The sequence below is a fragment of the Actinacidiphila sp. bgisy167 genome (assembly GCF_057707665.1).
Genome location: NZ_JBYIQP010000003.1, coordinates 96,801 through 122,489, shown reverse-complemented (window position 1 = coordinate 122,489; position 25,689 = coordinate 96,801). Strand labels below are relative to the sequence as shown.

Annotated in this window: 21 protein-coding genes and 1 pseudogene; 14 read left to right on the top strand and 8 right to left on the bottom strand. The window is 71.6% G+C overall.

Going from position 1 to position 25,689, the window contains the following annotated elements; all coding sequences use genetic code 11:
• The first annotated feature begins 358 nt into the window (after positions 1-358).
• The 4 genes from AC3ET4_RS02130 to AC3ET4_RS02115 all read left to right on the top strand — a co-directional run bounded on the left by AC3ET4_RS02130 (position 359) and on the right by AC3ET4_RS02115 (position 6,338).
• The gene (locus AC3ET4_RS02130) at positions 359-1,330 is read left to right on the top strand and encodes an ABC transporter permease (protein WP_431945205.1); all 972 of its coding nucleotides are present in this window, start codon (positions 359-361) and stop codon (positions 1,328-1,330) included.
• Between the two features lie 58 nt (positions 1,331-1,388).
• Entirely contained in the window at positions 1,389-2,408 is a 1,020-nt protein-coding gene (locus AC3ET4_RS02125; protein WP_431945203.1) for an ABC transporter permease, read from the top strand.
• A complete protein-coding gene (locus AC3ET4_RS02120) occupies positions 2,405-4,519 on the top strand; it encodes an ABC transporter ATP-binding protein (RefSeq protein WP_431945201.1) in 2,115 nt (704 codons plus the stop codon). The genes AC3ET4_RS02125 and AC3ET4_RS02120 overlap by 4 nt, the downstream gene beginning before the upstream one ends.
• Before the next feature lie 115 nt (positions 4,520-4,634).
• Complete coding sequence (locus tag AC3ET4_RS02115; RefSeq protein WP_431945199.1) at positions 4,635-6,338, top strand: ABC transporter family substrate-binding protein; 1,704 nt, start codon at positions 4,635-4,637, stop codon at positions 6,336-6,338.
• Between the two features lie 148 nt (positions 6,339-6,486).
• On the opposite strand, the gene AC3ET4_RS02110 is transcribed toward AC3ET4_RS02115, so the two are convergent.
• Positions 6,487-10,242 carry a S8 family serine peptidase gene (locus AC3ET4_RS02110; RefSeq protein WP_431945256.1) on the bottom strand — a complete coding sequence of 1,252 codons (3,756 nt, stop codon included), beginning with the start codon at positions 10,240-10,242 and terminating at the stop codon, positions 6,487-6,489.
• Between the two features lie 250 nt (positions 10,243-10,492).
• Here AC3ET4_RS02110 and AC3ET4_RS02105 point away from each other — a divergent pair, with 250 nt between their 5' ends.
• The 3 genes from AC3ET4_RS02105 (at position 10,493) to AC3ET4_RS02095 (ending at position 12,264) form a co-directional block, all read left to right on the top strand.
• On the top strand, positions 10,493-10,840 hold the full coding sequence (locus tag AC3ET4_RS02105; protein WP_431945198.1) for a hypothetical protein: 348 nt from the start codon (positions 10,493-10,495) through the stop codon (positions 10,838-10,840).
• 142 nt (positions 10,841-10,982) lie between these two features.
• A complete protein-coding gene (locus AC3ET4_RS02100) occupies positions 10,983-11,501 on the top strand; it encodes a response regulator transcription factor (RefSeq protein WP_431945196.1) in 519 nt (172 codons plus the stop codon).
• A gap of 139 nt (positions 11,502-11,640) precedes the next feature.
• On the top strand, positions 11,641-12,264 hold the full coding sequence (locus AC3ET4_RS02095; RefSeq protein ID WP_431945194.1) for a histidine phosphatase family protein: 624 nt from the start codon (positions 11,641-11,643) through the stop codon (positions 12,262-12,264).
• A gap of 37 nt (positions 12,265-12,301) precedes the next feature.
• Here AC3ET4_RS02095 and AC3ET4_RS02090 read toward each other — a convergent pair whose 3' ends face one another.
• Positions 12,302-12,937 carry a PepSY domain-containing protein gene (locus tag AC3ET4_RS02090; RefSeq protein WP_431945192.1) on the bottom strand — a complete coding sequence of 212 codons (636 nt, stop codon included), beginning with the start codon at positions 12,935-12,937 and terminating at the stop codon, positions 12,302-12,304.
• 114 nt (positions 12,938-13,051) lie between these two features.
• Between AC3ET4_RS02090 and AC3ET4_RS02085 the strand changes: the two genes are divergently transcribed.
• A complete protein-coding gene (locus AC3ET4_RS02085) occupies positions 13,052-13,711 on the top strand; it encodes a response regulator transcription factor (protein ID WP_431945190.1) in 660 nt (219 codons plus the stop codon).
• The gene (locus AC3ET4_RS02080; RefSeq protein WP_431945188.1) at positions 13,708-15,078 is read left to right on the top strand and encodes a sensor histidine kinase; all 1,371 of its coding nucleotides are present in this window, start codon (positions 13,708-13,710) and stop codon (positions 15,076-15,078) included. The genes AC3ET4_RS02085 and AC3ET4_RS02080 overlap by 4 nt, the downstream gene beginning before the upstream one ends.
• Before the next feature lie 120 nt (positions 15,079-15,198).
• Here the strand turns inward: AC3ET4_RS02080 and AC3ET4_RS02075 are convergent, their stop codons facing one another.
• Complete coding sequence (locus AC3ET4_RS02075) at positions 15,199-16,389, bottom strand: ROK family transcriptional regulator (protein WP_431945186.1); 1,191 nt, start codon at positions 16,387-16,389, stop codon at positions 15,199-15,201.
• A 265-nt stretch (positions 16,390-16,654) separates the two neighbouring features.
• Here AC3ET4_RS02075 and mmsA point away from each other — a divergent pair, with 265 nt between their 5' ends.
• From mmsA to AC3ET4_RS02060, 3 genes are all read left to right on the top strand, one after another.
• The gene (gene mmsA / locus AC3ET4_RS02070) at positions 16,655-18,202 is read left to right on the top strand and encodes a multiple monosaccharide ABC transporter ATP-binding protein (RefSeq protein ID WP_431945184.1); all 1,548 of its coding nucleotides are present in this window, start codon (positions 16,655-16,657) and stop codon (positions 18,200-18,202) included.
• Positions 18,199-19,497 carry a multiple monosaccharide ABC transporter permease gene (gene mmsB / locus AC3ET4_RS02065; RefSeq protein WP_431945182.1) on the top strand — a complete coding sequence of 433 codons (1,299 nt, stop codon included), beginning with the start codon at positions 18,199-18,201 and terminating at the stop codon, positions 19,495-19,497. The genes mmsA and mmsB overlap by 4 nt, the downstream gene beginning before the upstream one ends.
• Positions 19,498-19,574: 77 nt before the next feature.
• Positions 19,575-20,687, top strand: a complete 1,113-nt coding sequence (locus AC3ET4_RS02060) for a substrate-binding domain-containing protein (RefSeq protein WP_431945180.1) — start codon at positions 19,575-19,577, stop codon at positions 20,685-20,687.
• Positions 20,688-20,890: 203 nt separating this feature from the next.
• Here the strand turns inward: AC3ET4_RS02060 and AC3ET4_RS02055 are convergent, their stop codons facing one another.
• Positions 20,891-21,241, bottom strand: a complete 351-nt coding sequence (locus AC3ET4_RS02055) for a hypothetical protein (protein WP_431945178.1) — start codon at positions 21,239-21,241, stop codon at positions 20,891-20,893.
• Positions 21,242-21,442: 201 nt separating this feature from the next.
• Positions 21,443-22,645 carry a PP2C family protein-serine/threonine phosphatase gene (locus AC3ET4_RS02050; protein ID WP_431945176.1) on the bottom strand — a complete coding sequence of 401 codons (1,203 nt, stop codon included), beginning with the start codon at positions 22,643-22,645 and terminating at the stop codon, positions 21,443-21,445.
• Positions 22,646-23,212: 567 nt separating this feature from the next.
• On the opposite strand from AC3ET4_RS02050, the pseudogene AC3ET4_RS02045 reads away from it, so the two are divergent.
• Positions 23,213-23,449, top strand: a pseudogene (locus AC3ET4_RS02045) (DUF2243 domain-containing protein); the annotation flags it as partial.
• Positions 23,450-23,457: 8 nt separating this feature from the next.
• Positions 23,458-23,745: a hypothetical protein gene (locus AC3ET4_RS02040; RefSeq protein WP_431945174.1), complete on the top strand. Its 288-nt coding sequence runs from the start codon at positions 23,458-23,460 to the stop codon at positions 23,743-23,745.
• A gap of 301 nt (positions 23,746-24,046) precedes the next feature.
• Here the strand turns inward: AC3ET4_RS02040 and AC3ET4_RS02035 are convergent, their stop codons facing one another.
• Genes AC3ET4_RS02035 through AC3ET4_RS02025 form a run of 3 tightly spaced genes read right to left on the bottom strand, consistent with a single transcriptional unit; the run spans position 24,047 to position 25,618 of the window.
• Positions 24,047-24,298: an acyl carrier protein gene (locus AC3ET4_RS02035; RefSeq protein ID WP_431945172.1), complete on the bottom strand. Its 252-nt coding sequence runs from the start codon at positions 24,296-24,298 to the stop codon at positions 24,047-24,049.
• A gap of 13 nt (positions 24,299-24,311) precedes the next feature.
• Positions 24,312-24,929, bottom strand: coding sequence for a phosphatase PAP2 family protein (locus tag AC3ET4_RS02030; RefSeq protein ID WP_431945170.1), 618 nt, complete (start codon positions 24,927-24,929; stop codon positions 24,312-24,314).
• Between the two features lie 14 nt (positions 24,930-24,943).
• Complete coding sequence (locus AC3ET4_RS02025; protein ID WP_431945168.1) at positions 24,944-25,618, bottom strand: DUF6766 family protein; 675 nt, start codon at positions 25,616-25,618, stop codon at positions 24,944-24,946.
• Positions 25,619-25,689 lie beyond the last annotated feature (71 nt).

Below are 25,689 nucleotides of genomic sequence, written 5' to 3'. Positions count from 1 at the left end.
CACACACCCCCGGGGCGGGCGCGGAGCTGACTCCGCGCCCGCCCTTCGTGCTGCCCGAGGACGCCCGGCGTCAGCAGCGCATAAAGTGGCGCACCTCATACGATCAATTCCCGGCGGCCCGGAACCCTTTTCCCTGAATTTCCGTCCCCCATGCCTATTGCGAATTCTTTGTGTTCGCATTGCCTCTTATGAACGCGGCGGGCGCGAGGATATTCCCGAGTCGTTTCACCAGGGCTCGATCGGTATTCCCCGCTCCGCCGCGGTGACCTCCCCGACGGCACCGCCGAATCGGTCGCACCCCGCACGGGAGCCGGTACGGCCCTGCTCATAGGGCGGGCCACGCGAAGGAGAAAGCACGTTGGGTCGTTACCTACTGCGCCGCCTCGGCAACTACGTGATCCTGGTGTTCATCGCGGCCAGCGCGACGTACTTTCTCGCGTCCCTCACGCTCCACCCCGACATCAACTACCTGTCGAAGAACCCCCGGCCGCCGCTGCACTCGATCTACACGATCCTGCGCGGCTACAACCTCGATCCGCACACTCCCGTGTACCTCCGTTACTGGCGCTGGCTGACCGGGATCGTGCTGCACGGCGACTTCGGCAAGACCTACGACGGCGCCTCGGTGAACACCGAACTGGGCCGCCGGGTCCTGGTGAGCACCGAGCTGCTCTTCGTCGCGACCGTCCTCGGAGCCGTCGGCGGCGTGGCGGTGGGCGCGTGGAACGCGCTGCGGCAGTACCGGCCGTCCGACCGGGTGTCGACGATCCTCTCCTACGTCCTGCTGGCCACCCCGGTCGTGGTGATCGCGGTCGGCCTGCGGACCCTGGACACGGCGAGCGGCAGCGGTCCGCTGGTGCAGTACATCGGGATGTACGACCCGAAGGTGCACGGCGCCGCCTCCGTCATCCTCAACAACCTCGAGCACCTGGTGCTGCCCACCCTGACCCTGCTCCTCACCCAGATCCCGTTCTTCAGCCGCTACCAGCGCAGCACCATGCTGGACGTCCTGGGCAGCGACTTCCTGCGGACAGCCCGGGCCAAGGGGCTGCGGCGGCGCCAGGCGGTCCTGCGGCACGGACTGCGCACCGCGGTCATCCCGGTGATGCCGCTGGTCGTCTACAACGTCGTGCTGCTGTTCACCGGCGCCACCTTCACCGAGGAGATCTATGGCTGGCACGGGATGGGGGAGTGGCTGGTCAACTCCATCACCAGCAACGACGTCAACGCGGTCGCCGCCGTCGCGATCTTCACCGCCGTGATCGTCCTGATCGCGGGACTGCTCTCCGACCTCGTCTACGCGGCGCTCGACCCTCGGGTCCGCACCTGAGAAGGCCCATGTCGACCCAGGTGAACGACCGCGACGCACGACCCGAGGAGACACCCTCATGACCACCCCCGCACCCGGCGCCGGCACGGCGGCGCCATCCCGGAGCCGCGGCCGCGGCGCGCTGATCCTCGCCCGCTTCGCCCGCAACCGGCTGGCCCTGGTGGGCATCGCCCTGGTGGTCGCCCTGGTGCTGCTCGCGTACGCCGTACCGCCGTTCCTCCACTGGACGTACCACGACAACGACTTCTCCAGCCTCGGCACCGGGCCCAGTGCCGCACACTGGTTCGGCACCACGCACTCGGGCCAGGACCTGTTCGCACTCACCCTGCGGGGCCTGCAGAAGTCACTGGTCGTCGGACTCGTCGGCGGACCGCTCACGACGCTCATCGCCGCCGTGGTCGGCGCCTCGGCCGGCTACTTCGGCGGCTGGACCGACCGCGTGCTGATGTGGTTCCTCGACCTGATGCTGGTGATCCCGGCGTTCCTGCTGCTCGCCGTCCTCTCACCGGCCTTCCAGCACGGGACCTGGCTCTTCTTCGTGGTCCTGCTCGCGGCGTTCGGCTGGATGATCACCGGCCGGGTGGTGCGCAGCATGACGCAGACCCTGCGGGAACGGGAGTACGTCCTGGCCGCCCGCTACATGGGGGTGCATCCGCTCGCCATCATCTTCCGGCACATCCTCCCCAACGCGGCCTCCATCCTCATCATCGACGCGACGGTCCAGGTCGGCGCGATCGTGCTCGGCGAGACCTCGCTGTCCTACTTCGGGTTCGGCATCCAGGCGCCCGACGTCTCGCTCGGCACGCTCATCGCCGCCGGGACCCCGGACGCCAACACCTCCCCGTGGCTGTTCTTCTTCCCCGCCGCCTTCCTCGTCCTGATCGGCCTCGCCGTCGCCTTCATCGGCGACGGCCTGCGGGACGCCTTCGACCCCACGGCACGCGGAGCGAAGTCCCGCCGGCGGACCCGGCCGGCGGCGCCCCGCTCCCGCCACGCGCGGACCTCCCGCGCCCCCCGCCGCCCGTCCACCGCCGCGGCCGTCCCGGCGGCTCCGGCGAAGGAAGGAGTCACCCCGTGACCGACCCCACCGCCGTCCCTGGAGGCGCCTCCCCGCGACCGGCCGCGGACAGCCCGGTGCTGACCGTGCGCGACCTGCGGGTGTCCTTTCCCGGCGAGGCCGGACGGGTGCAGGCCGTCCGGGGCGTGGACTTGGTGCTCCGCGCCGGCGAGACCCTCGCCGTGGTCGGCGAGTCCGGCTCCGGCAAGTCCGTCACCGCCACCGCCGTGCTCGGCCTGCTCCCCGACGACGCCGAGGTCACCGGCTCCGTACGCCTCAAGGACCGCGAGCTGCTCGGGCTGTCGGACCGCCAGATGTCCGGCATCCGCGGCCGTGACATCGGGATGGTCTTCCAGGACCCGCTGTCCGCGCTCACCCCCGTCTTCTCCGTCGGCGCGCAACTGGTGGAGGCCCTGCGGATCCACCAGGACCTGACCTCCGCCCAGGCCCGGACACGCGGCATCGAACTGCTGGAGCTGGTGGGCATCCCCGACCCGAAGCGGCGGATGGACGCCTTCCCGCACGAGTTCTCCGGCGGTATGCGCCAACGGGCGGTGATCGCCATGGCCATCGCCAACGACCCCGAGGTGATCATCGCTGACGAGCCCACCACGGCTCTCGACGTCACCATCCAGGCGCAGGTGCTGGAGGTCCTGAAGAAGGCCCAGGAGGTCACCGGAGCGGCGATCCTGATGATCACCCACGACCTCGGGGTGGTGGCCGGGATGGCCGACCGGGTGGTCGTCATGTACGCCGGCAAGCCGGTGGAGACGGGCACCGCCGACGAGCTGTTCACCGCGCCCCGCATGCCCTACACCATCGGCCTGCTCGGCTCGGTGCCGCGACTGGACTCAGGCGAGCGGACGGCGCTGACCCCCATCGAGGGCACACCGCCGTCCATGGTGGACCTGCCGGCCGGCTGCCCCTTCGCGGCGCGCTGCCCGGTGGCCGTGGACCGCTGCCGCACCGAGGAGCCGGTGCTGCTGGCCGTCGGGACCGGCTCCGGGCACAGCACCGCCTGCCACCGCGGACAGGAGATCGACACCCCCGGCGGCATCCCGTCCCAGGGCATGTTCCCCACTCCCGCCGTCCCCGCGCGGCAGGTCGAACTGCCGCGCGCCGAGCGCCCCGAGGTCCTGCGGGTCACGGGCCTCACCAAGCACTTCCCGCTCCTCAAGGGCTCGGTGTTCAAGCACCGCGTGGGCACGGTGCGCGCCGTCGACGGTGTGGACTTCGACATCCGGCAGGGCGAGACGCTCGCGCTGGTCGGCGAGTCCGGCTGCGGCAAGACCACCACCATGCTGCAGATCCTCGACCTCGCCGCCCGGCGCTCCGGCACCGTCGCCGTCCTCGGCAGGGACGTCGGGGAACTGGACCGCCGGGCACGGCGGGAGCTGCGCCGGGACCTCCAGGTGGTCTTCCAGGACCCGATGGCGTCGCTGGACTCCCGCATGCCGGTCGGCGACATCCTGGCAGAACCGCTGCGCACCCACGGCTGGGACCGGGCACGCATCGCCGAGCGCGTCCCCGAACTGCTCCGCCTCGTCGGCCTGCTGCCCGAGCACGCCGAGCGCTACCCCGCCGAGTTCTCCGGCGGCCAGAGGCAGCGGATCGGCATCGCGCGGGCGCTGGCCCTGGACCCCAAGCTGGTCGTGCTCGACGAACCGGTGTCCGCGCTCGACGTCTCGATCCAGGCCGGAGTGATCAACCTGCTCGACGAACTGCAGGCCGAACTCGGCCTGAGCTACCTGTTCATCGCGCACGACCTGTCGGTCATCCGGCACATCGCCGACCGCGTCGCCGTCATGTACCTCGGCCGCATCGTCGAGGCCGGCGACGTCGAGGAGGTCTTCGCCCGCCCCGCCCACCCCTACACCCAGGCGCTGCTGTCCGCCGTGCCGCTGCCCGACCCCGCCAAGGAGCGGCAGCGCAGGCGCATCATCCTCCAGGGCGACCTCCCCAGTCCCGCGGAGACCCCCTCGGGATGCCGGTTCCGCACCCGCTGCCCCAAGTACCTGCACCTCGCGCCGGCCGAGTCCCAGCGGTGCGACACCGAGGACCCCGCCGCCGGGGCCCTGGGAGAGGACCACGCCGCCGCCTGCCACTACGCGGCCGCCCTGGAGGTCCTGTGACGCGCCCCCGCCCCGTGACACGCCCGCCGCGTTCCCCGGCCGCACCCACCCGGCCCGGCCCGGCCCCCGACCCGCGCTTCCCACACCGCCCCCAACGCCCACAAGGAGAATCCAGGTGAACCGAAAGTCCGCAAGGCTGGCCACGGCAGTCGTGGTGTCCGCGGGTCTCCTCGCCGGCGCCACCGCGTGCGGCGCCTCCAAGGGCGACGCGAACGCGTCGGCGCCGAAGGCCCCGCCCAAGGCGACGCTCAACCAGATCAACCCCGTCGACCCCGCGAAGCTCCGGCAGGGCGGCACCCTCAACTTCCCCGTCGACGAGTACTCCACCCAGTGGAACAGCCTCAACGCGGCCTCGCAGAACACCGTAGCCGTCACCACGACCATGGCTCCCCTGCTGCCGTCGCTCTTCCATAGCACCCCCGACAACAAGCAGACCCCCAACCCGAACTACCTCACCAAGGTGACCACCGCCCTCAAGCACGGCAAGCAGGTCACCACCTACGTGATCAACCCCAAGGCGCGGTGGTCCGACGGAACCCCCATCACCTGGAAGGACTTCCGGGCGGACTGGGTGGCGCAGAACGGCAAGAACCCCGGGTACACACCCGTCGGCACCACCGGCTACGAGGAGATCTCCTCCGTCACGCAGGGCAGCGACGCCCGGCACGTCGTCGTCACCTATGGCACGCCGTATTCCGAGTGGCGGACGCTGTTCTCGCCGCTGTACCCCGCGTCGCAGATCGACACCCCGCACAAGTTCGACACCTCCTACAAGAACCACATCCCGGTCACGGCCGGTCCGTTCAAGGTGAGCAAGATGGACCCGACGACCAAGGTCGTCTCCGAGGTCCGCGACCCCGACTGGTGGGGCCCCAAGCCGGTGCTCGACGGCATCAACTTCCGTACTCTGGACGCCGCGTCGACCCCCGGCGCCTTCGCCTCGGGCGAGATCGACGTCGAGGACATCGGGCCGGACGTGGCCGCCTACAAGCAGGCGCAGAAGGTGCCGCACACCTCCATCCGGGTGGCGGGCGCCCCCAACCTGCGCCAGTTGGTCCTCAACGGCAAGAGCCCGCTGCTGAAGGACGAGAGGGTGCGCCAGGCCGTGTTCATGGCGCTGGACCGCGAGGCCATCGGCAAGGCCGACCTCAACGGCCTGCCCTTCCCGGCCAAGCCCCTCAACAACCACTTCCTGGTCAACAACGACGCCGCCTACCGCGACAACGCCGGCTCCATCGGCCGCTACGACCCCACCGCGGCGGCGAAGCGACTGGACGCGGCGGGCTGGAAGCTGCACGACGGCGTCCGGGAGAAGGACGGCAAGCCCCTGGCGCTGACGCTGGCGATCCCGTCCGGCACGCCCATCGCTGCCAACGAGGCGCAGCTGTTCACGGCCATGCTCAAGAACGTGGGCATCACCCTCCACACCGCGGTCAAGCCCAGCGACGACTTCTTCAACGACATCAGCGCCGGGAAGTTCGACCTCACGCTGTTCAGCGGCATCGGCGCCGTGCCGTTCTTCCCGCTGACCAACAGCGCGGCCTCCTTCGTCTCCCCGCAGCACGGGAACATCGGCCAGAACTACTCGCGCATCGGCACCGCCGCCATCGACGCCGACATGCGCAAGGCGGGCACCGAGGTCGACCACTCCGCCTACCTCGCCGACCTCAACGCCGCCGACACCGCGCTGTGGAAGCTCGCCGCGGACCTGCCGCTGTACCAGCGCCCGCAGATCGTCGCGGCCAAGTCCGACGTGGCCAACTACGGGGCCTTCGGTTTCCAGGACACCGACTGGTCCCGGGTCGGATTCACCAGCTGACCCCCCGAAACCACGGCGCGGGAGGACGACCCCCCTCCCCAACACCTCCCGCGCCGTGTCGGCACCTGACCCGAGCCGACAACGCACAAGGCCCTTGCCCCCGGTATCGCACCGGGAGCAAGGGCCTTGTGTCCGTTCGAGCCGTCGGCTACCTGACGCCGAACGCCCGGATCACGGTCTGGCTGACGCTGTTGCCCTCGGCGTCCCGGGCCGTCGCCCGCAGACTGGTGAAGCGGGCCTTGGACGGCGCTTCGAGCTGCGCCTTCCAGTCGCCGCCCGACTGCCGCAGCGTCACCTTGCGCCAGGTGGCGCCGTCGTCGTACGACACCTCGAGGGTCGCCGTGCGGACCGCGCCCGCGCCTGCCGCGCCCTGCAGATGGGAGGCGGTGACCGTCAGCCCGGTGCGGCGGGCCGCCTTGCCGGACAGGTCGGTGTCCACCGCGTAGTCGAGCTGCAACAACGGCAGGGGAGTGATGTGGTCGTAGTCCGTCGTGCTCGAGGTGAACCCCCACTCGGTGCGGGTACGCGTCGAATACGGGCGGTCCGGCAGGTTGCGCTGGCCCTCCAGCACGATCCGGTAGGGCTGCGGGTCGGGCGACAGCCCCTCGGCGTTGACGTACCCCTCGTTGTAGGCCTCCCCGAGCAGCTCGTCGCCCTGGTACAGCGAGATCTTCGACGTGTCGCCGTCGGCCCAGACGATGCCCGCGTGGCCGCCGGAGTCCCCCCAGGCGGGCAGGCTGGAGGTGTTGATGATGTCGCCGACCCGGAACGGAGCCGTCCACATGATGCCGTCATTGAGCACACGCGGGCGCTGGACCGGGGCGAACCAGGTCTCGCTGCTGGTGCTGCGCGGCTTGTACGTGCGCATCACGCCCCACAGGCCGAGGTCCCGCATGGCTGCCCCGGAGATCCAGCGGGCGTCCTCGCCTGCGGTGACCCACGACGTGAGGGTGCCCTGGGCCGCGACCGGCGTCGGCTGTCCGTCCATGCGCCCGTCGAAGTAGAGCGAGACATCCGCGCGGGATGCCAAGGCCTCACCCTGCGTGGTGTTGCGGAACGACTCGTCGATGCGGGCCAGGTCGCCCGGGCCGGGCCGGTAGGACGGGTCCTGCGGTACCGAACCGTCGTGGTGGCGGATCAGGTCGTAGAGGTACGCCGGGTGCGGGTGCGACACGACCTTCAGCGTCGCGGTGCCGGGCTTGCGGAGCCGGGTCAGCAGGCGTGCGCTGTCGTCGGCGCCGAGCGAGGCCACCGGCAGGGGGGCGCCTTCGGACAGGTCGGCCCACGGGTCGTACTTCCCGTAGCCGTCGCCCAGGATCAGCAGCTGCCGCGCACCGGCCTTCGCCGCGGCCGCTGCCTGGTCAGGGGCGGACACGGTGTCGCTGCGGCGCACGACCGCCACCTGGCCGCGCACCGCGACCTCGCGGAAGTCCGCGGCCGAGCCGTCGGCCGCCCAGACCGCGTGGTAGGTGCCCTTGCCGTCCGGCAGGGCGGGGGACTGGCTTGGGATGGTGACGTCGCCGTAGGTCTCCGGGCCGGAGGAGAACGTCAGCGGCGGCTGGATCTGCCGCCAGCGGGTCGCGAAGTGGTATTCGCCCTCGGTCACCTTCGGTGTCGGGGTCACCCAGAGGCTGTCGTAGCGCCAGTACTCCGGCATGTAGCTGTCCAGGAACGGGAACAGGTCGCCGTTGGTGCGGTACTGGTCCACCCGCATGAACTGGTTGGCCGTCGCCTGCGGGGTGACGGCCGCCGCCTTGCGCAGCTTCGCGGCGTCGAAGTGGACGGTGCGGTCGCTGTCGAGGTCGATCTGCGGCGCCGAGAACATCGCGAAGCCGAGCGTGTGCGTGCCGTCGATGCCGGGCACGTCCGCGGTCATCCACGCCGAGTACGTGCTCGGGGGCAGACGCAGGTCGACACGGCCGGAGGCGTCGACGGCGACCGCCTTGGGCGGGGTGTCGCGCTTGACGTCCTTCAGGACGAGGGTGCCGGGCAGGGTTTTGCCGTGCCGGTCCTTGGCGATGACCGTCAGCACGGTCCGCCGGCCCTCCTTGTTCACCCCGACCGAGGTGCGGGCCAGGGGCGTGCCGTCGGTGCCGGTTGCGACGAGCCGGGTGGTGTAGGCCCCGTCGTCCTCCGCGGCGTCGAGGTGGGTGATCACCCCGACCGTGGCGGTGCCGTGCGCGGGCACGGTCAGCCGCGAGTCGCTGAGGGTGAACAGGCCCTCGGGCAGCGGTCCCGCGCTGAGCGCCAGGTCCATGGTGACCGGTTCGGCGCCGGAGTTGGTGTAGGTGACGTCCTTGCGGACGGTCTGGCCCGGCGTGTACGGGTAGTGGGTCTGCGCGAACGCGTCACCGGAGGCGACCAGCGTGGCCTTCACCGCGGCGGCGATGTCGACGCGACCGCTGCCGGCCTCGAAGGGGCTGGACCGCTGGGTGCTCGCCGTGGTGCTGACCAGGGCGTCCTTGAGCTGCTGGCCCGTCCAGTCCGGGTGCTTCGCCGCCAACAGGGCGGCGGCGCCCGCCACGTGCGGCGTCGCCATGGAGGTGCCGCTCATCGTCTGGTAGGCGCCCTCGCCCTCCGGCGCGTACTGCGAGCGCGCCGCCAGCACGTCCACACCCGGGCCGGTCAGATCGGGCTTGACGGCGTTGTCGCCCACGCGCGGACCGCGGCTGGAGAACGAGGCCAGCTGGTCCACGCCCTTGCCGGGCCCGTTCACCGCGCCCACCGTCAGCGCGGCGTCGGCGGCGCCGGGCGCGCTCACGGTGTAGGGCTCCGGGCCGGAGTTGCCCGCCGCGATGACGAACAGAGCTCCGGTCTCCTCGCTGAGCCGGTTCACGGCCTCGCTGAGCGGATCGGTGCCGTCGGTGGGCTCGTTGCCCAGGCTCATGCTGACGACCTTGGCGTGCTGGTCGCGGGCGGCCCACTCCATGCCGGCCAGGATCCAGGAGTCCTGGCCGCTGCCGGAGTCGTCCAGGACCTTGCCGATGTGCAGCGACGCGCCCGGGGCGACGCCCTTCTCGGTGCCACCGGAGGCGGCGCCGGTCCCGGCGATGGTGGAGGCGACGTGGGTGCCGTGGCCGTTGCGGTCCGTGACGTCCAGTCCGGGCACGAAGCTCTGCGCCTCGGCTATCCGGCCGGCGAAGTCAGGGTGCGCGGCGTCGATGCCGGTGTCCAGCACGGCGACGTCCACGCCCTGCCCGGTGTCCCCGCCGCTCCAGACATCCGGGGCGCCGATCTGCGCCGTCGTGTCGGACAGCGTGGCCTTGACCTTGCCGTCCAGCCACACCTTCGCGATGCCCCCGGCCAGCGTGCCGCCGGCCGCCGCCTCGGCGGCCCTGGTGGCCTTCGCCTCGGCGCCCCCCGTCAGGGAGGACCAGAAGTCGGCGGCCCGCTCGTGGTCGGCGGAGAACGCCGCGCCCTGGATGCTGCTGAGGGTCAGTGTCCTGCGCGCGCCCTGCGGGGCCTTCGCGCTGCGGGAGAGAGCGGCGGCGTCGGTGTAGGTGACGATGAGCGGCAGCCGGTCGCTGCGAGCGTCGTCGTAGCCGTCCGCCAGCAGGGCGGTGACGTTGAAGAGTTTCTCGTCGAGCGCTCCTGACGCCACGTAGGGCACCGCGGCATCGGGGTACACATAGGTGTCGGAGCCCACCGACATCACATGCGCGCCGGAGGGCTTGCCGTTGGGGCCGGTGACCGAAGTGACGGACTCGGTGCGGCCGTTCCCGGCCACCGTGACCTTGTCACCGGTGATCAGCGTGACGGTGCGCATGGTCGTAGGCGCGGCACCGGCCGTGCCGGGGGACGGGGGCGTCGCCGACGGGTCGGCCGAGGCGGCCGGTCCGGTGGCCGTCAGCACCACCAGGGCGGCGACGGCGGCCGTCAGCCCGCGTCTGCGGGAGGAAGACATGTGCACGGAAACCTCGTTGAACAATTGCTGTGGAAGCGGTTGAACGCAATCAGCCACTTACCGCTGTCCCCTGTAAAGGCACCCCATTGGCACTTCTGTGCCATGTCCGAAACTGGACACGGCGCAAACCGGTGCAATGCTTGGCAAGCCTGAGGTACCGCACGGCGCGGGGGTCGACACGCCCCCGGAAACCGGCGAGTCTGCTGGCGCTGTGCCGGATGGCCTGCTTCTTCCCCCGAGATGGAGAACGATGACGGACGCAGACGCGCCCTTGGAGTTGATCGGCCTCGACGCGGGGGCGGCGACCGTCTACCGTGATCTGCTGGCACGAGGTGGCGGCACGGTCGACGACGTCACGGCGGCGTTCGGGCTGGGCACCGGACAGGCCCTGGCGCTCATGGAACGACTGCACCACTCCGGACTTCTCAGCCGTCGCTCCTCCGGTGAGTACCTGACGGTGGATCCTCGGCACGCGCTGCGGGCGCCGGTGCTGTCGCGCGAACGCCACTGGCGGCCGTCCGGGCGGCCACCGGGCCGCTCGGCGCGCTGTTCGACGAGGCCAGGCGGTCGAGCAGCGGCGAACCGGCGACGCGGATGATCAGCGGCCCGGAGGAGGTCGGGGACTGCTACTACCGCCTGAAGCAGGCCGCCCGGCAGGAGTTCTGCGCCCTGGACCGCCCGCCCTTCCTGCTCGCCCCGAACGAGGCACTCGACGAGGCCGCCATCGGCGCGGCGTACGGGTGCGGGTGGTCTACGCGGCCGCCAGCTTCGACGAGGGCTGCGGCTGGCAGGAGTTGGGCAGCCTCGTCTCCCGTGGCGAGGAGGCCAGGGTCGTGCCCGCGCTGCCCATCAAACTGGCGATGGGGGACCGCACGGCGGCGTTGGTGTCGCTGAGCCTGGAGGCCGGCGGCTACGAATGCCTCTACACCGAGTCGCCGCCCTTGCTGGAGGCCCTGACCGAACTCTTCGAGCGCTACTGGAGCGGCGCGCCCGCGCTGAGCGCGCCGGGCTCGTCGCCGTCGACGCCGGCGCCGGCGCCGCGGCCGGCCACCTCGGGGGACCAGGTGCGCGAACCCACCGACGAGGAGCGGAGCCTGCTCGCCCTCTTCGCCGCCGGGGTGAAGGACGACGCCATCGCCCGCCAACTCGGCGTCTCCACGCGCACCCTGCGCCGGAGGATCCAGGCCCTGTACGCGGAACTGGGCACCACCAACCGGTTCGGCGCCGGCGTCGCGGCGGCCCGGCGCAACTGGGTGTGAGCCCCCGGGGGGAGTCGGCCGGTCCGGCACAGTGCCCGTGTTCCCGGCAGGCGGCACCCCCTGTCGCGGGAACCGGAACGGCGGCCGCGGCGTCGTGCCCAGGACGAACGATCACGACGCGTGGAGAAGGAGCCCGGGCATGGCGGCTGCGGCCACTCGCCATCTGTACCTGGTGCGGCACGGGGAGGCCCTGCCGGACGAGAGCGGGCTGTCGGACGACGGCCGCCGCCAGGCGGCCGCGCTCGGCCGCCGACTGGCCGAGCACCCGATATCCGTGATCCACCACGGCCCGTTGCCCAGGGCCGCACAGACCGCCGCCCTGATCGGGGAGCACCTGCCCGCCGCCCCCCGGTGCGTCGCGGCGACCGCCGGCGACTACGTTCCCTACGTCCCGCGGCGGGAGGAACTGCCGCCGGACAGCGCCGAGCGCCTGCTGCGCTTCCTCGAGGGCGCCACGGAGCAGGAGCGCGCCCTCGGACCGTCGCTGGCCCGGCGCGCGCTGGAGCAGTTCACCGGCCCGGCCGAGGGCGACGAGGAGCGGCACGAAGTGCTCGTCACCCACAACTTCCTGGTCGGCTGGCTGGTGAGCCATGCCATGGACGCCCCTCCGTGGCGCTGGCTCTCGGTGCAGCAGGCCAATGCGGCCCTCACCGTCATCCGCTACACGCCGGGGCGGCCCGTCACGGTCCTGGTCCACAACGACATGAGGCATCTGCCGGCGGAGCTGCGCTGGACCGGTTTCCCGCCCGGTGCGCGGATCTGAGACCGCGACCGGGCGCCAGGTCGGCCGGTGAGCCGGGTCAGCGGGCGTCGCCGGTGGCCGGGTCGACGTGGACCTCGTGCTCGACGCCGTCCTGTTGGATCTCGACCTCCCAGCGGCGGGTGTCGTCGTCGAGGGACACGGCGGTGACCGTACCCGGCCGGGCGTCGGCGGCCGCCTTCGCCGCCTCCACGAGGTCGGTGCGGGAGCCGCGCAGCGCGTCACGGGCCTCGTCGGCGTTCCGCTGGTCCTGCTCCTCGCGGGTGGCGAGGACCGTGCCTTCCGCGGCGTCGATCGTCACGTCGTGCCAGGTTCCGTCCTCGGCGAGCGTCTCGACCTCCCAGGTGGTGCGTCCGCGGTCCTCGTCGAGTTCGGCCGACACCACGGTGCCCGGAGCCTCGGCCCGTGCCGCGCCGACCGCGTCGGTCAGGCTCACCGTGCGGGCGCCGCCGTCGCGGGCCCCGGCGTCAGCGGCGCCGCGGTCGTCGTCACGGGCGCCGTCGTCGTCGCGCTCGTCGTCGCGCTCGTTGTCGCGGTCGGCGCCCCGGTCGTCGGCGGCCACGGCGGCCGGCTGCCGGCGCTCCTCGTCGTCCGCCATGGCGGTCGCCGCGACGCCTCCTGCTCCGGCCAGGACGGCGACGGCGGCCGCGGTGGCGATCAGCGTCTTGCGCCTCATGATGGTGTTCCTTCCGTGAGGGGATCCGGCGAACCCCACCCTCGCGCTCCGTACCTGAAGCCACGCTGAAGGATCCTGAAGGAATCCTCAGGATCGTTTTGGCACCCTGTACCCATGCGCCTGCTGATCGTGGAGGACGAGCGCAGCCTCGCCGCCTCGCTGGCCAAGGGGCTGACCGCCGAGGGCTTCGCCGTCGACGTGGTGCACGACGGCGCCGAAGCGCTGCACCAGGCCACGCAGCAGTCCTACGACCTGATCCTGCTGGACATCATGCTGCCCGGGATGAACGGGTACCGCGTCTGCGCCGCCCTGCGGGCCGCGGGCGACGACACGCCGATCCTGATGCTCACCGCCAAGGACGGGGTGTACGACGAGGCGGAGGGCCTGGACACCGGCGCCGACGACTACCTGACGAAGCCCTTCGCTTATGTCGTGCTGCTGGCACGCATCCGCGCGCTGCTGCGGCGGCGCCCCCGCGGCGGCTCGCCGGTCATCGCCGTCGGCTCGCTGACCGTCGAGCCCGGACGCCGCAGGGTCACCCGCGACGGAGAGGAAGTACCGCTCACCGCACGGGAGTTCGCCGTGCTGGAGCACCTGGTGCGCAACGCCGGCGAGGTGGTCGCCAAGGCCGACATCATGGAGCACGTGTGGGACTTCGCCTACAGCGGCGACCCCAACATCGTCGAGGTCTACGTCAGCGCCCTGCGTCGCAAGCTCGGGGCCTCCGCCATCCGCACCGTCCGCGGCGCCGGATACGTGCTGGAGGCCGGTTGAGCTCCGTCCGGGCCCGCACGGCCCTTTCCGCGACCGCGGTGGTGGGCGCCGTCCTCGTTCTTGCGGGCCTCGGCCTCGTCCTCGCGCTGCGGGCCGATCTCACCGGGCAGGCGGGCCTGCGGGCCGAGATCGCCGCACGCGAGGTTGCCGCCCAGATCGCCGCCGGGACCCCGTTCGACCGCCTCGACCTGCCGGACGGCGACGAGTACCCGGTCCGGGTCACCGACGGCCGCGGCGCCCTACTCGCGGCATCGGAGGACGTCCGGAGCATCACCGGAGCACCGGTGCCGGACGCGGCCGACGCCCCGGACAGCGGCGGCGACAGCGAGAACGACAAGGACACCGACACGGAGGCGGAATACGGCACCGGGACCGCGAACGTCGACGGCGACCAGGAGCCGTACCGGTTCGCCGTCCTCTCGGGGGAGCGCGACGGCACGCCCTACACCGTGACCGCGGGCGCCTCCCTCTCCGCCGAACAGGACGCCGTCCGCACCGCGGTCGTCTTCCTGCTGGCCGGCCTGCCCGTCCTGCTCGCCGTGGTCTGGACGGCGACCTGGGTCGCGGCCCGCAACGCGCTGCGCCCCGTGGACGGCATCCGGGCCGAGATGGAGGCCATCACCGCGAGCACCGACCTGTCCCGCAGGGTTCCCGTCCCCCAGGTCCGCGACGAGGTGGCCCGGCTGGCCCGCGCCACCAACGAGACGCTCGCGGCCCTGCAGGCCGCCGTCGAACGGCAGCGCCGCTTCGTCGCCGACGCGTCCCACGAACTGCGCAATCCGATCGCGGCTCTGCGCACCGAACTGGAGGTGGCGGCCGCCCACCCGTCCCTGCTGGACCTGGACAGCGCTGTGGGCGACGTCGCCAGGCTCCAGACGCTCGCCTCCGACCTCCTCCTGCTCGCCCGCTTCGACGCGGGGGAGGAGACGCCCATGGAGCCGCTCGACCTGGACGAACTGGCCCGCGAGAAGGTCGCGCTGCGCTCGGGCACGGTGCCGGTGACCGTCGAGACGGTAAAGACCCTGACGGTCCGGGGTGACCGGCAGGGGCTGGAGCGCGTCCTGGACAACCTGCTGGACAACGCGCAGCGCCACGCGGCCGGCGCGGTCGCGGTGCGTGTCGCCGAAGACGGACGGTGGGCGCTGCTGGAGGTCGCCGACGACGGCCCGGGCATCCCGGCGGCCGACCGGGAACGCGTCTTCGACCGTTTCGTCCGGCTGGACGAGTCACGCGCCCGCGACGCGGGAGGCGCCGGGCTGGGGCTGGCCATCGTCCGCGACATCGTCCACCGGCACGGCGGGCGGGTCGAGGCGGGATCGGCTCCCTGGGGCGGAGCCCTGCTGCGCGTCAGGCTCCCGCTGGTATGAGGGCGGTGTCGCCGTCCGGAGCCGGGGTGACGGGCGACTCAGGGCCCGGTGACCTGGCGGGACGCGGTATCTCACGTCGGCGTGGGTACGCCGCGCGCACCGGAGGCGGTTCCCGTCCCCTCAGTCCAGGACCAGGGACGACAGTTGCGGCGAGTAGGTGGCGTGCAGCACGAGTGCCGCGCTGCCCACGACGGCCGCGTCGGCGCCGAGGGGGGAGGCCTCGACCTGGACCGTGCGGATGTGCCGGGCCAGGGGGCGTGCGGCCAGGGCGGAGGCGACGGCGTCGACGTACCGGGACTCCACGTGCTGGATGCCGTGACCGCCGAGGATGATGAGGTCGACGTCGATGAAGTTGGCGATCGACACGGCGACCGTGGCGACGTGCCGCGCGGCCTCGTCGACGACGGCGGTCGCGACCGGGTCGCCGGCACCCGCGGCGAGCTTGACCGCGGCGTGGTCGACGGCGGCCGGGTCGCGGGCGAACGCGGGTGACAGCGCACTGGCGCCGGGCTCGCCGCTCAGGCGGCGGTGCGTCTCGGCGACGATCGCGGACGGGTTCGCCAGCGCCTCCAGGCAGCCCCGGTTGCCGCAGTAGCACTCCGGACCGCCGGAGGCCACCGTGGAGTGCCCGAACTCGCCGGCGTTGAGCGAACCACCCCGGTAGACCTGGTGGTTGAGGACCAGCCCGCCGCCGATGCCGGTGCCGAAGAACAGGTACGCGAAGTTGGCCACACCCCGGCCCGCGCCGGACCAGCGCTCTCCGACCGCGGCGGCGGTGGCGTCGTTGTCGAGGGTCACCGGAAGCCCCGTGGCGTCGCCGAGCATCTGCTGCAGCGGCACCCGGGTCCAGTGCGCGAGTTGGGGAGGGGCGACGATCATGCCGTTGCGCTGGTCGATCGGCCCGGGGGTGGCCAGGCCCAGCCCCAGGACGCCGGCGCGCGGTACGTCGGCCTCGGCCAGCACCTCGGCGACGAGGTCGGCCATGGCGGCCACCACGTGCGCCGGGTCGGTGCCGGGGGGAGTGGGGCGGCGCTGGACGACCAGCGGCCGGCCGAGCAGGTCGACCACGGAGCAGGTGAGCTCGACCGGGTCGAAGACGAGGCCGACGGCGTTGCCCGCGTCCGCGTTCACCCGCAGGGTGGTGCGGGGCTTACCGCCGCCGGCGCCGCGGCTGGCGCCGTCCTCGCGCACGATCCCCTCGCCCAGCAGACGCCGCACGATCCCCGAGACGGTCTGCGGGGTCAGGCCCGTCTTCTGGGCGATCTCGACCCTGCTGATCCCGTCCGCGAGTTGGATCTGATCCAGGACCACCGCCCGGTTGTACCGCCCGACTTTGGGGAGGTTTGTTCCTGCTTGCCGCACACGCGTTCCTCTCTTGCTTCGACGACGATACCGCGCAAGGGCGTTGACTTAGTAAAACAAATGGATTTAAAGTCCGGTGCCCAAGCCGCAACAGGTCCGGCATGGAGGCACAGCGCAGTGTCAACGGAGGCAAGTTGATGTCCACGAAACGTCGCATCCCAGGGGAGGCGGGCTCGCGCGATCGTCGCGGCGTCCGCAGCGTGGAGCTCCGCGCATGAGCCGCGCCCCGATGCTGCTGGAGATGCGGTCCATCACCAAGACGTTCCCCGGCGTGACGGCGCTCGCGGATGTCAACCTGGTGGTGAAGGAAGGTGAGATCCACGCGATCTGCGGCGAGAACGGCGCAGGCAAGTCGACCCTCATGAAGGTGCTGAGCGGGGTCCACCCGCACGGCAGTTACACCGGTGAGATCGTCTACCGGGGCGACACCGTGAAGTTCCACGACATCCGGGCCAGCGAGCAGGCCGGCATCGTCATCATCCACCAGGAACTGGCCCTGGTCCCCGGCATGTCGATCACGGAGAACATCTTCCTCGGCAACGAGCCGCGCAAACGCGGCGGGATCGACTGGCAGGCGGCGCAGCGCCGGGCGTTGGAGCTGATGGAGCAGGTCGGCCTCAAGGAGGACCCGGACACGCTCGTCAAGGACATCGGCGTCGGCAAGCAGCAACTCGTCGAGATCGCCAAGGCGTTCGCCAAGGACGTGAAGCTGCTCATCCTCGACGAGCCGACCGCCGCCCTCAACGAGGCCGACTCGCGGCACCTGCTGAATCTGCTGCGGGGCTTCCGCGACCGGGGCATCACCTCGATCATGATCAGTCACAAGCTGAACGAGATCGAGGCGGTCGCCGACACCATCACCATCCTGCGTGACGGCCGGACGATCGAGAGCCTGGACGTCAAGGCCGACGGCGTGAACGAGGACCGCATCGTGCGCGGCATGGTCGGCCGTGAACTCGACAGCCGGTTCCCCGAGCACACGCCCGACATCGGGGATGTGTTCTTCGAGGTCCGCGACTGGACCGTGCGGCACCCCGCCTCCGACGAGCGCCTCGTGTGCAAGGGCTCCAGCTTCACCGTGCGGCGCGGTGAGATCGTCGGCTTCGCCGGCCTCATGGGCGCCGGGCGCACCGAACTCGCGATGAGCCTGTTCGGCCGCTCCTACGGCACCTTCCTGTCGGGACAGGTCTTCAAGGACGGCAAGGAGATCCACCTCAAGACGGTGCCGGAGGCCATCCGGCACGGCCTCGCCTACGTCAGCGAGGACCGCAAGTCGATCGGCCTCAACCTGCTGGACGACATCAAGACCTCGATGGTCGCGGCCAAGCTGTCGAAGATTTCCCGCCACCACGTCATCGACCCGGTACGCGAGCACCGGATCGCCGAGGAGTACCGGCAGAACCTGAGGATCAAGACGCCCAGCGTGGACGAGGAGGTCGTCAAGCTCTCCGGCGGCAACCAGCAGAAGGTCGTCCTCGCCAAGTGGATGTTCACCGACCCCGACCTGCTCATCCTCGACGAGCCGACCCGCGGCATCGACGTCGGTGCCAAGTACGAGATCTACGGGATCATCCAGCGGCTGGTGGCCCAGGGCAAGGGCGTCATCGTCATCTCCTCGGAGCTGCCCGAGCTCATCGGACTGTGCGACCGCATTTACACGGTGTTCGAAGGCGCCATCACCGGTGAGGTGACGCGCCGCGACGCGAACCCGGAACTCCTCATGAAACAGATGACCTCTATGAAGAAGACACCGAGCCCATGAGCCGCATCTCAGACCTGCAGAAGAACCTGTTCGGAGGCACGACCTCCAACGCCCGCCAGTTCGGCATGATCGCGACGCTCGTGGCGATCGTGCTCCTGTTCCAGATCTGGACGGGGGGCCTGACCCTGACCTCCGGCAACCTCATCGCCGTGGTCAGCCAGTACTCCTACATCCTGATCCTGGCCATCGGCATGCTGATGGTGATCGTGGCCGGGCACATCGACCTGTCGGTCGGCTCGGTGGCCGCGTTCACCGGCATCGTGGTGGCCAAGCTGATGCAGGAGCACTCGCTCCCCTGGCCGCTCGGCATCCTGCTCGGCCTGCTCGTCGGCGCGGCGATCGGCGCCTGGCAGGGCTTCTGGGTCGCCTACGTGGGGGTGCCGGCGTTCATCGTCACGCTGGCGGGCATGCTGCTGTTCCGCGGTGGCAACCAGTACATCGGCAACGCCGACACCGTGCCGGTTCCCGACGGGTTCCGCGACATCGGCGCCGGCTTCCTGCCCGAGGTGGGCCCCGACACCGGCTACAACAACCTGACGCTGCTGCTCGGCCTGGTCGCCTGCGCGGGCGTGGGCTGGCGCGAGTGGCGGGCCCGGCAGACCCGGCGCGCCATGAGCGCCGACCCCGCTCCGCTGTGGGTCACCGCGATCCGCGTGGTCGTGATGGTGGGCGTCATCGTCTTCGCGACGCTGCGCTTCGCCGGCGGCCGTGTCGGCACCAGCTTCCCGATCTCCGGCATCATCCTGATCGTCCTGGTGCTGGCGTACTCGTACTACACCCGCAACACCATCGGCGGACGGCACATCTACGCCGTGGGAGGCAACTCCCGCGCGGCCGAGCTCTCCGGCGTGAAGCTCCGGCGTGTCAACTTCCTGGTCATGATGAACATGTCCGTGCTGGCGGCGCTCGCCGGCATGATCTTCGTGGCCCGATCCGCGGCGTCCGGCCCGCAGGACGGTCTCAGCTGGGAACTCGACGCCATCGCGGCCGTGTTCATCGGTGGCGCCGCTGTCTCCGGCGGTCTCGGGACCATCAGCGGTTCCATCGTCGGCGGTCTCGTCATGGCGCTGCTCAACAACGGTCTGCAACTGGAGGGTGTCGGCTCGGACATGGTCCAGATCATCAAGGGTCTGGTCCTCCTCCTCGCCGTCGCGTTCGACGTCTACAGCAAGAGCCAGGGGCGCTTCTCGATCATCGGCACCCTGATGCGTCCGTTCCGCTCGAACGACACGTCCGCACCGGCCGACCCGCCGAACCCTGCCTCGGAACCCGACAAGGCTCCGGTCGCGGGCTGACGCCGGCAGCAACTCCGGGGTGCCGCACCAGGCGGCGCTCGACCCACTTCGCACCATCAGGAAAGGGCACAACCCACATGCGCAGAACCATCACCAGAGCCATCGCCGTCATCGGCGCCGCCGCGTTGCTCGCCCTGGGCACGGCGTGCTCCAACGAGCGCGAGGGCTCCACCGGCACGGACACCAAGGACACCAAGGGCGGCTTCGCGCAGGACGCCCTGATCGGTGTCGCGCTGCCGGCGAAGACCTCGGAGAACTGGGTGCTCGCCGGTGACCTGTTCACCAACGGGCTGAAGGACGCCGGCTTCAAGGCCGACGTCCAGTACGCGGGCGCCTCGACCACCGTCGCGGACCAGCAGGCCCAGATCTCCTCCATGGTCACCAAGGGCGCGAAGGTCATCGTCATCGGCGCGACCGACGCCTCGCAGCTGTCGACCCAGGTGGCGCAGGCCAAGCAGGCCGGGGCGACGATCATCGCCTACGACCGCCTCATCACCAACACGCCGGACGTCGACTACTACATCGCGTTCGACAACTTCAAGGTCGGCCAACTGCAGGGTCAGGCGCTGCTGGACGGCATGAAGGCGAAGAAGCCGAAGGGCCCCTGGACGATCGAGCTGTTCTCCGGTTCGCCGGACGACAACAACTCGAAGGTCTTCTTCGACGGTGCGATGGAGGTGCTCAAGCCCGCCATCGACAAGGGCGACATCGTTGTCGGTTCCGGTCAGACCGACATCAAGCAGACCGCGATCCAGGCCTGGAAGCCGGAGAACGCCCAGCAGCGCATGGACTCCCTGCTGAACTCCACCTACAACGGCAAGAAGACGCTCGACGGCGTGCTCTCGCCGAACGACGCCCTCGCCCGGGCGATCATCACCTCGGTGAAGAGCGCCGGCAAGCCGGTCCCGGTCGTCACCGGCCAGGACTCGGAGGTCGAGTCGGTGAAATCGATCATGGCGGGTGAGCAGTACTCCACCATCAACAAGGACACCCGCAAGCTCGTCGCCGAGACCATCGCGATGGTCCAGGCCCTGCAGAAGGGCGGCAAGCCGACGATCAACGACACCAAGTCCTACGACAACGGCAGCAAGGTCGTCCCGTCCTACCTGCTCCCGCCGGTCATCGTGACCAAGGAGAACGCGGCCGAGGCCTACGCCAACGACCCCAAGCTCTCCCCGCTCACCAAGTAGGCGCGCGCACCGCACCTTCCGCCGCCGGTTCCCGGAGCACGTCCGGGCACCGGCGGCAGCCGCTTTCCCGGCACGGGCGGTGGGCCGCGCCGGAGGGCGGGCCGCACCCCGACGCGGCCGCCCCGGCCCGCCGCACCGTCCCGCCGACCGGGAGGAGCCGGCGAGGCGTCGGCGGTGCCGGCCGGTCCTGCGGGGCGGACGGGTCATGTGCAGTGCAGGAGTCGCCGCGGCCCGATCCCGTCGTCGCGGAGCAGACGGATCTCCGTCCTGCCGACGCCGTCGGACCCGCGCAGGAAGGGGGCGTCGATCTCGTCCCCGGCCATGGAGAGGGCCCTCTGCTTCGCCCCCATCGCATCGTTCGCGTGATCCACCACGTAGTACAGCCAGGTCGGCGACCGTCCCCGAGTGCCGACCCTGAATCCGACCAGCCACTTGTCCGCCGAGGTGGCGCGGCACGCCGCCGCGCGCGGGCACCGCGGCGCGAGGGCGTAGTCCTCGCGGCCGTGTCCGCGCGCCGGCCCGAGCGCCGACAGGGCCCTGGCGATGTGCAGCATTCCGCGCCTCCTCGTCACCGGTGTCACCGGTCGCGTACCGGGCAGGACCCGCCGGGAGTCCTTCCGAAGTGAGCCGTCTACCTGGTGACCGGACAGCCGGCGCCGGTGTGACAGCCAGTCACCTTCACCGCTCGGCGCGGCGGCGGTGCGCACGCGCCCGAACACGGAGCGCCCGGCAGGCACGGCCCACCGGCGCAGGGCTCACAGGCGGACGACGACCACGGCCGTGTCGTCCGCGGCCAGGCCGAGGCCCAGCAGGCGGTCCGCCAACTCCTCGGGGTCCAGCACGTGGTACTTGGCCAGCCGGTCGGCGAGGCGTCGCAGACCGCGGTCGATGTCCTCGCCGCGGCGTTCCACCAGCCCGTCGGTGTAGAGCACGAGGGTGGAGCCGTCGCGGTAGGCGGTGGTGGCCTGGGGGCGCGGGGAGTGGTCGGGGGCTGCGCCCAGCGGAGGGTCGGTCGCGCCGTCCAGGAAGCGCACCTCGCCACCGGGGTCGGTGAGAGCGGGTGGCGGGTGGCCTGCGCTGCTGTAGGTGATCCGGCGGCGGTCCGGGTCCACGACGGTCTGCACGGCGGTGGTGGACAGTGCGCCTTCGACGGAGCGGGCGTACAGGTCGAGGGCGTCGAGCGCCGCGGCGGGGCCGTCCACGACCCGGATGGCGGCGCTGAGGGCGCTGCGCAACTGGCCCATGACACCGGCCGCGGCCAGGCCGTGCCCGACGACGTCACCGACGGCCACGGCGTACTCGCCGCCGGGCAGCCGGGTCACGTCGTACCAGTCACCGCACACGTTGAGCGTGTTGACCGCGGGGCGGTAGCGGACGGTGGCCTCGTGGTGCGCCAACGGTTGCGGGGCGGGCAGCATCGCCTCCTGCAGGGCCAGGGCCACCGCGCGTTCGCGGGCGTTGGCCTCCCGCAGCCGCTCGTTGACCTGCTGCAGCTCACGCGACCGCGCGTACAGCTCCAATTGCATCCGGCGGTGCCGGTGGTCGACGTCCGGAGCGCCGGCGCGGACGAGGTCGGTGATCTCCTCCAGCCGGTGCACGACCAGCGAGACCCGCCCGCCGGAGTCCAGGACAGGCGCGTTGACCGGGCTCCAGTAGCGCTCCGCGAACACCCCCTGCCGGTCCGGTTCCTCGATGTCGTGGCGGACGAAGCCCGCGACGTCCTGGGCGCGGTTCTCCACCACCCGCCGCAGGGAGGCCTGCAGATCGGCCAGTTCGGACGCGTCGTCCTGCGGGAAGGCGTCGAAGACGTACCGGCCGACCAGGTCCTCCCGGGTGCGGCCGACCAGTTGCTGGTAGGCCGGGTTGGCGTCCAGGATGACGAACGCAGGGTCGAGCACGAGCGTCGCGCTGGGCGACGCCTCGAATATGGCGCGGTAATCGATCCCCGGTCCTGCCATGGTGCGTCCCGGACGTGCTGCCCATCGGTCTCGCGGGCGGGGCCTTCCCCCTCGGTACCTCGCGGGAGGGGCCTTCCCCCTCAGTATGCTGGCGGGCCGCCGGCGCCGCCCGCCGGTGCGGGCGCTGCCCCCCGGGCCCCGCGCTCCCGTCCCGTCCCGGCGCATCCCTGGCCGATACCCCGACCGGTACGCCTCCGCCGCCGACCCGCCGCCGGACGCGCCGGTCACCGCCGAGTGCGCGTCTCCAGCGGGAGCGCTTCAGGCGAGCGGTGCCGTGCCGACGGCACGGCCATGGGCCTGGGCCGGCTGCACCGCTCCCCGTTGCAGGGAACGCGGCTAGCGCACCTGAGGAGGAACGCCGACCCTGCCCTGGGGTGGGGCGCGCCGTCCGGGGCCGGGACGGTCGCCCGCCCCGACGCCGGGCCGCTGTCGGGAGACGCCCGAGTGGGCGCGGCCGTTCCGGTGCGGACCCGGGCCGCCGCGTGAGTCCGGACGGTGGCCGGGGAAGGCTGGTGACCCGGGGACGGGCCGGGAAGCGCGAGCGCACGCCGAGAACGGAGGAACGCGATGGCCCGCACCATCGGCGGGACTGAGACCGGTGACGCCCCTGTCGGGCTGCGGCTGCCGGGGCTCCTCCTGGGAGTGGGGATGGGCGGGTTCGTCGACGGCATCCTGCTCCATCAGGTACTGCAGTGGCACCACATGCTCAGCGGCACCGACGACGACCGCATCGGTGTCAGGTTCTACGACCCGCGCACCGTCCCCGGCCTGCGGATGAACACCGTCTGGGACGGCTTCTTCCACACCACGCGGTGCTCGCCCAGCTGATGTACGGCGGCTTCCGTGTGCATGTCCACGCGCCCGCCGACCAGGTGCGCCAGGCGGCCGAGATCATGTACTACGCCGGTGACCTCGCCGAACTTCTGCTGGCGGCCGCCTTGGTCACCACCTGGCGTCCCGCACGGCCCGCCCGCGCCGCCGCGGACGGGCCGGGCAGGTGCCGTCATCCGGCCGAGCTCGGGATGTCCGCGGACGGGGCCGCTGCGGCGGGCCGCGTCGCCGCGCCCGGACCGAGGATCGGCGTCAGTCCGAGACGCTGACCGGCCGGCCCACCACCGGGACGGGGCCGGCTCACGGAGCCCGATACGGACCCGCGCCGGAGGCACGCCGATGCACGTCCGCGTTGTCAGCGGTCACCAGATCGGTGTGCGGCCCCTTCGACGAGTGGAACTCGCCGCCCGGTCGGGCGAGGGCGGCCGTCTCCTCGAGCGAGGAGAGGTCTGTCACTAGGACCCGCATGGGAGGCGGACCCGGATCCATGCGCATGCGGGCCGGGCAGGGCGTACCGCGATCAACGGGCGCCCCACCCGTGCCCACGGGCCCGCGGGTCGGGCGCGCCGGTCAGGACGCGGCCGACGCGGCCGGGCCGATGTCGCCCTTCTCGGCCAGCTCCGACAGGAACTGGTGGCAACGAGCGGCACGCTCGGAGTCCTCCCGCATGACGTCCTGGAAGAAGTCCGCGATGTCGTTCTCGCCCGCGTTCCTCGCGTCCCGGACGTACTGGCCGTAGTCGTGCCCCGCCTTCAACGAGTGGTACTGGACCGACACCAAGTCGTACGCCACGTCCTTGAATCCTGTCTCGCCTGTCGCCATTGCTCTTCTCCGTTCATGCGGACATGGCACGCCTTCCCGGGTTCAATCCGGACAAACAGCACGCGGTTCGTGCTGCGCCCCGGCCCCCGGTGGAGGGCGGTGTCCGCAGGGGCGGCAGGCCGTGGACGAGCCTGGCGGCGGCGAGCCCGATGACCGCGCCCGCCGCGACGTCGCTGGGGTAGTGGGACCCGCTGTGCACGCGTTCGAGGGCGACCATGGCCGCCGGTAGCGCGCACGCCGCGCCCATGGTGGGCCAGGTGCGGCCCACGGCCGCGGCGAACGCCACGGCCGCGGCGGTGTGTCCGGAGGGGAAGGAGGAGCTGCCGGGACGCTCTCCGATGTCCCGGGGCACCCACCGCGGGGGCGGCCTGGGCCGGTCGGTGAGCGGCTTGACGGCGACGCCGGCTGCCACCTGCGCCACACCGACGGCGCTGAGACCCGCCCACGCGGCGGTCCGGCCGCGCCGACCGCCCAGGCCCGCCATGAGCGCGGCCGAGAAGCACCACACCTTGCCGTGCCGCGCGGCCCGGCCCACCGCCGGCATCGCGCACCGCGCGCACGGCGGGTCCCACGCCGCGACGCGGTAGGCGATCCGCCGGTCGGTTTCGCGGAGGATGGCTTTTACCGTCATGCCGCCGGTTCCGATCAGCTCTCCACGCCGGTGGCGGTGTGCGGCGCCCCGACGGGCTTGGACTCCGGCGAGCCGCGCTGCCGCAGATAGATCGCCAGAATGGCCATCGATCCGACGGCCAGCAGCTCGGACTGCCAGTTCTGCAGCGTGCGACTCCAGAAGTCCGCGGAGGAGAGGTAGTCGGCCCAGCTGGTCGGCGCCTCCAGCCGGCGCAGCTGCGTCTCGTTGTACGCGGCGACGCCGCTGATGGACTGGGCCAGCCACGACAGCAGGAAGATCGTGGCCATGACCAGGCCGAGGGAACGGGAGTAGAGAATCCCGCGCCAGTTCCCCGCCGCCGCCCAACGGGGCGAGTCGCGGTGGGCGTGTTCGCCCGTCATCTGCTCCTCGTCGGACTCGGTGCCCGCTCTGCCGAGTTCCTTCGACTCCGAGGAGCCGCGTTGCAGCAGCCAGACGGTGGCGAAGATGTAGAGGAAGAACTGGAGGTACTCCGACTGCCAGTTCTCGGTCACGTCGACGGCGAAGTCCGAGGAAGCGAGGTAGGCGCCGAAGCCGACAGGAGCCAGCCCGTCGGTGGCGAGCTGGTTGTTGAACTCGGCGTGACCGGCCACCGCCTGTCCGGCGAGGGCCACGAGGAAGGCCGACATGAAGGCGAGCCCGAGACTGTTGTCGCGGACGAACGGCCACATGCGCCGCCGCTTGGGCGATGGTTCTTCGCGGGCTCGGGGGGAGGCGGTCATCGCTGCATCAGTCCCAGCGC

Coding starts and splice junctions, on each gene's coding strand:
- AC3ET4_RS02125 (WP_431945203.1), top strand. CDS start 1,389: ATGACCACCCCCGCACCCGGCGCCGGCACGGCGGCGCCATCCCGGAGC.
- AC3ET4_RS02110 (WP_431945256.1), bottom strand. CDS start 10,242: ATGTCTTCCTCCCGCAGACGCGGGCTGACGGCCGCCGTCGCCGCCCTG.
- AC3ET4_RS02105 (WP_431945198.1), top strand. CDS start 10,493: ATGACGGACGCAGACGCGCCCTTGGAGTTGATCGGCCTCGACGCGGGG.
- AC3ET4_RS02095 (WP_431945194.1), top strand. CDS start 11,641: ATGGCGGCTGCGGCCACTCGCCATCTGTACCTGGTGCGGCACGGGGAG.
- AC3ET4_RS02090 (WP_431945192.1), bottom strand. CDS start 12,937: ATGAGGCGCAAGACGCTGATCGCCACCGCGGCCGCCGTCGCCGTCCTG.
- AC3ET4_RS02085 (WP_431945190.1), top strand. CDS start 13,052: ATGCGCCTGCTGATCGTGGAGGACGAGCGCAGCCTCGCCGCCTCGCTG.
- mmsA (WP_431945184.1), top strand. CDS start 16,655: ATGAGCCGCGCCCCGATGCTGCTGGAGATGCGGTCCATCACCAAGACG.
- mmsB (WP_431945182.1), top strand. CDS start 18,199: ATGAGCCGCATCTCAGACCTGCAGAAGAACCTGTTCGGAGGCACGACC.
- AC3ET4_RS02060 (WP_431945180.1), top strand. CDS start 19,575: ATGCGCAGAACCATCACCAGAGCCATCGCCGTCATCGGCGCCGCCGCG.
- AC3ET4_RS02055 (WP_431945178.1), bottom strand. CDS start 21,241: ATGCTGCACATCGCCAGGGCCCTGTCGGCGCTCGGGCCGGCGCGCGGA.
- AC3ET4_RS02050 (WP_431945176.1), bottom strand. CDS start 22,645: ATGGCAGGACCGGGGATCGATTACCGCGCCATATTCGAGGCGTCGCCC.
- AC3ET4_RS02035 (WP_431945172.1), bottom strand. CDS start 24,298: ATGGCGACAGGCGAGACAGGATTCAAGGACGTGGCGTACGACTTGGTG.
- AC3ET4_RS02030 (WP_431945170.1), bottom strand. CDS start 24,929: ATGACGGTAAAAGCCATCCTCCGCGAAACCGACCGGCGGATCGCCTAC.
- AC3ET4_RS02025 (WP_431945168.1), bottom strand. CDS start 25,618: ATGTGGCCGTTCGTCCGCGACAACAGTCTCGGGCTCGCCTTCATGTCG.